The 654-nt window shown below is 71.3% G+C and carries 1 pseudogene; it reads right to left on the bottom strand.

What is annotated here, in order from left to right:
- A pseudogene (locus CCN42_RS36250) lies at nt 1-654 on the bottom strand (IS5 family transposase); the annotation flags it as partial.

Below are 654 nucleotides of genomic sequence, written 5' to 3'. Positions count from 1 at the left end.
GCGGTTGAAGCAGCGTTCGACCACGTTGCGGGCCTTGTAGAGCTCGCGGTCGAAGGCCGGTGGCCTGCCGCCGGCCTTCCCTCGCCGCAGGCGGTTGGCCTTCTGGTCCGTTCGCTCCGGGATCACCGCCCGGATCCCTCTGCGTCGCAGGGACTGGCGGATCGCCCGGGACGAGTACGCCTTGTCCGCGATGACCGCGTCAGGCCTGAGGCGGGGGCGCCCGGCACCGGCTCTCGGCACCCTCACCTCGTCCATGACCGTGTCGAAGACGGTGGAGTCGTTGACGTTGCCCGGTGTGACGACGACGGCCAGTGGAAGGCCCCGGCCGTCGCAGGCGAGATGGATCTTTGTGGTCAGCCCGCCGCGGGACCGGCCCAGCGCCTGGCCAGCCGACGGACATGCCGGATCTTCCAGTTCGTCCCCCGCCGCCGCCCCTTTTTGCGGGCACCAGCGGCGTGCTGATGCGCCCGGCTGATCGTGGAGTCGACCGACACCGTCCACTCCACGGCCCCGACGGAGTCGTCGCGGACCTGGACCTGCCCGAGCAGGCGGGCCCAGGTTCCGTCTGCCTCCCAGCGGGCGAACCGTTCATAGGCCGTCTGCCACGGCCCGTAGCGTTCCGGCAGGTCACGCCACGGAGCACCGGTCCGCAAC

It is taken from the genome of Streptomyces glaucescens (assembly GCF_002154375.1).
Taxonomy (GTDB): domain Bacteria; phylum Actinomycetota; class Actinomycetes; order Streptomycetales; family Streptomycetaceae; genus Streptomyces; species Streptomyces glaucescens.
Note: the sequence above shows the minus strand (reverse complement) of the source record. Positions and strands in the feature narration are given on the sequence as shown.